The 3,700-nt window shown below is 72.9% G+C and carries 2 protein-coding genes; one reads left to right on the plus strand and one right to left on the minus strand.

Annotation, left to right across the window (positions count from 1 at the left end; all coding sequences use genetic code 11):
• Positions 1 to 119: 119 nt before the first annotated feature.
• The gene (locus tag ACFWY6_RS02770; RefSeq protein WP_384685661.1) at positions 120 to 1,142 is read right to left on the minus strand and encodes an NADP-dependent oxidoreductase; all 1,023 of its coding nucleotides are present in this window, start codon (positions 1,140 to 1,142) and stop codon (positions 120 to 122) included.
• A 212-nt stretch (positions 1,143 to 1,354) separates the two neighbouring features.
• Between ACFWY6_RS02770 and ACFWY6_RS02775 the strand changes: the two genes are divergently transcribed.
• Positions 1,355 to 3,700: BTAD domain-containing putative transcriptional regulator (locus tag ACFWY6_RS02775; protein ID WP_384685664.1), on the plus strand; the 2,346-nt coding region annotated here is incomplete at its 3' end.

Genomic DNA, 3,700 nt, shown 5'->3' on the forward strand with positions numbered 1-3,700 from the left:
GTGGTGTCGTGCAACCGCTGGCGCCCTGAGGCGGATGCGGCGTCCGGCCTTGAGGACGTGGCCATGTTCGGCGGGGTCGGCGTCAAGCGCTGATCCCCGCCGGTCCTCCCCCCCCCGGATCACCCCAGGCGGACGAGCATCTTGCCGGTGTTGGCGCCGCGCAGCACACCGAGGAAGGCGTCGGGTGCCTGCTCGATGCCCTCGACGACGGTCTGTTCGGTGCGCAGGGTGCCGTCGGCGAGCAGCCCCGCGGCCTTGCCGATCCACTCGGGGAACAGATCGAAGTGGCTGCTGACGAGCATGCCGCGCAGGGTCGCCTCATGGGTGGCGGCACGGAAGAGGTTGTTCGGACCCGGCGCCGGTTCGGTGGTGTTGTAGCCGCTGATGGCGCCCACCAGGGCGATGCGGCCGCCGGTGCGGATGGCGCCGATGGCGGCTTCGAGATGGTCGCCGCCGACCGAGTCCAGGTAGACGTCGATGCCGTCGGGGGCGGCCTGGGCGAGCTGCTGCGAGATGCCGCCCTGGCGGTAGTCGATGGCCGCGTCGTACCCGAACGTGTCGAGCAGCTTCTTGGTCTTCGCCGGTCCGCCCGCCGAGCCGATCACACGGGAGGCCCCGAGCTCGCGGGCCAGCTGTCCCGCGACGCTGCCGACCGCGCCGGCGGCCGCCGAGATGAAGACGACGTCGCCCTCACGGACCGGTGCGGTGCGGGTGAGCGCGGCGTACGCGGTCAGGCCAGTGGTGCCGAGCGGGCCGAGGTAGGCGGCCTCGGGGGCGAGCGAGGTGTCGATGACGGTGGCCGCCGCCGCGTCCACCACGGCGTACTCCCGCCAGCCGAGGAAGTGCGAGACGCTCGCGCCCACCGCGATGCCGGGCGCCCTGGACGCGACGACCTCGCCTATGGCACTGCCTTCGAGGGCGGCGCCGAGGGCGAAGGGCGCGATGTAGGAGGGGGCGTCGTCCATGCGGCCCCGCATGTACGGGTCCACGGACATCCAGGTGTTACGTACGAGGATCTGGCCCTCGGCGGGCTCGGGGATGCCGGTGGTGACCAACTCGAAGTCGGCGGGGGAGGGTTCGCCGGTGGGGCGGGCGGCGAGGCGGATTTCGCGGGAGGTGGTGGGGTTCGTGTTGCTGGTCATGGTGGCGTTCTCTCTCTCGGTGTTCGGCGTTCGGTGTTTGGTATTCGTTGTTCGTTGTTCGGTGTTTGGTGTTGTGCTGCGGTGATGGGACTACCGTGCCGGGGGCCGCGCACGGAACGCTGACGGTGCACGCACGGGGGCTGACGGCTCGCGCACGGGCGCCGGGTGCGGCTGGTGATCGCTTTGCCGCGGGCCCGCATTACCGTTGTGGCATGCGATTCGAGGTGCTGGGCCCGCTGGTGGTGCGCACGGAGGGCGGGGCGGCCGTCCCGGTTCCCGAGCCGAAGGTCCGTGCGCTGCTCGCGAATCTCCTGCTCCACGAGGGGCGGCCGGTCCCGGCGGACGTGCTGATCGACGACCTGTGGGGCGATCGCCTGCCGGGCAACCCCGCCAACTCCCTGCAGACCAAGGTCTCCCAGCTGCGCCGGGCCCTGGAGAAGGCGGAGCCGGGCGCGCGGGAGCTGGTGGCGTACGGGCCGTCCGGGTACGTGCTGCGGGTGGCCGCGGAGTCGACGGACGCGGGCAGGTTCACCGCGCTGACCGCTTTGGCGTACGACGCTGCCGAGCCGCCTACGGATTCTCGTACGGGTTCGCCTGCGGATTCTCGTACGAAGGTGAAGTGGCTCTCGGAGGCGCTGGCGCTGTGGCGGGGACAGGCCTACGCGGACTTCCGGGACGCGGGCTTCGCGCGGGCGGCGGTGGCGCGTCTTGAGGAACAGCGCCTGACGGCCCAGGAGATACGGGCCGAGCTCCTTCTGGACCTGGCAGGACCTGCCGAACTGGGCGCGCTGGCCGATGAGTTGGCCGACCTGGTGGCCGAACAGCCGCTGCGTGAACGGCTGCGGGGTGCCTACATGCGCGCTCTCTACCGTGCGGGGCGCCAGACGGAGGCCCTGGAGACCTACCGTGACCTGCGCGAACGCCTGGCCGACGACCTGGGCATCGACCCCGGTGCGGAACTGACCGCCCTCCACGGCGCGATGCTCCGCCAGTCCCCCGATCTGTCCACACCGGCACCTCCTTCTCCTGCGCACCCCCTCACGAATCTCCCCGCGCCCGTGACGGCATTGATCGGCCGGGAGACGGCGGTGGCCCGCGTACACCAACTCCTCGGTGTGAACCGCCTGGTCACCCTCACGGGCCCCGGCGGTGTGGGCAAGACCCGTCTCGCACTGGAGGCGGCGGCGGGCCTCACGGAACACTTGGCTGAGGGCTTCACCGACGGCGTGTGGCTGGCGGAGCTGGCCGGCACGAGGACCGGAGTGGCCGAGACGGTGGCCGCCGCGCTGGGTGTCCGCGACGACGCTTCGGTCATCCGGGACGAGGAGCCGGGGAGCGCGGGCGGCGGTGCTCCGGGAGCGCTGAGCTCGGCCGCCCCCAGCGGCCCTCTCGCGCTGGTGCTCGCCAAGGCGCTCGCCCCTCGGCGGCTGCTTCTCGTGCTCGACAACTGCGAGCACGTCCTCGACGAAGTCGCCGCTCTCCTCGACCAACTGCTGCGGCATGCCCCGGGTCTGCGTGTCCTCGCCACCAGCCAGGAACCCCTCGCCATGGCCGGCGAGACCCTGGAGGCCGTCGCACCCCTCGGCGAGGACGAGGCCCTGGAGCTGTTCGCTGCGCGGGCCGCGGCCACGGCCCCCGGCTTCGTACTGTCCGCGGAGAACACCGCTGACGCCGCCCTCATCTGCCGGCGCCTCGACGGCATCCCGCTCGCCGTCGAACTGGCCGCCACCCGCGTACGCGCCCTCGGCGTACACGCCCTCGCCGACCGCCTGCACGACCGATTCCGCCTCCTGAACCAGTCCCGCCGCGACGCCCCGGCCCGCCAGCGCACCCTGCGCGCGATGATCGACTGGAGCTGGGAACTGCTGACCCCGGACGAGCAGTCCGTGCTGCGCCAACTGTCGGTCTTCAGCGGCGGATTCACCCTCCAATCCGCCGAAGCGGTGTGCAAAGCCCCGGGAATCCCTGGCGGGGGTGCGGGCGTGACGTTTGGCTCTGGCGGGGGTGCGGGTGCGATGCCTGGCCCGGGCGGGGGTACGGGCGTGACGCTTGGCCCCGGAGGGGGTGCGGGCGTGACGTTTGGCCCGGGCGGGGGTGCGGGCTCGACGTTTGGCCTGGGCGGGGGTGCGGGCGTGACGTTTGGCCCGGGCGGGGGTGCGGGTGCGATGCCTGGCCTGGGCGGGGGTGCGGGCGTGACGCTTGGCCCGGGCGGCGGCGCGGGCTCGACGTTTGGCCCGGGCGGGGGTGCGGGTGCGATATCTGGCGCGGACGCGGTCGCGACGCTTGGCTCTGGCGGGGGTGCGGGTTCGATGCTTGGCCCCGGCGGGGGCGCGGGCTCGACGTTTGGCCCGGGCGGGGGTGCGGGTGCGATATCTGGCCCGGGCGCGGACGCGGTCGCGACGTTTGGCTCTGGCGGGAGTACGGGTTCGATGCTTGGCCCCGGCGGGGGTATGGGATCGACGTTTGGCCCCGGCGGGGGCGCGGGCTCGACGTTTGGCCCGGGCGGGGGTGCGGGTGCGATATCTGGCCCGGGCGCGGACGCGGTCGCGACGTTTGGC

This window comes from Streptomyces sp. NPDC059037 (assembly GCF_042740015.1).
In the GTDB taxonomy this organism is placed as follows: Bacteria; Actinomycetota; Actinomycetes; order Streptomycetales; family Streptomycetaceae; genus Streptomyces.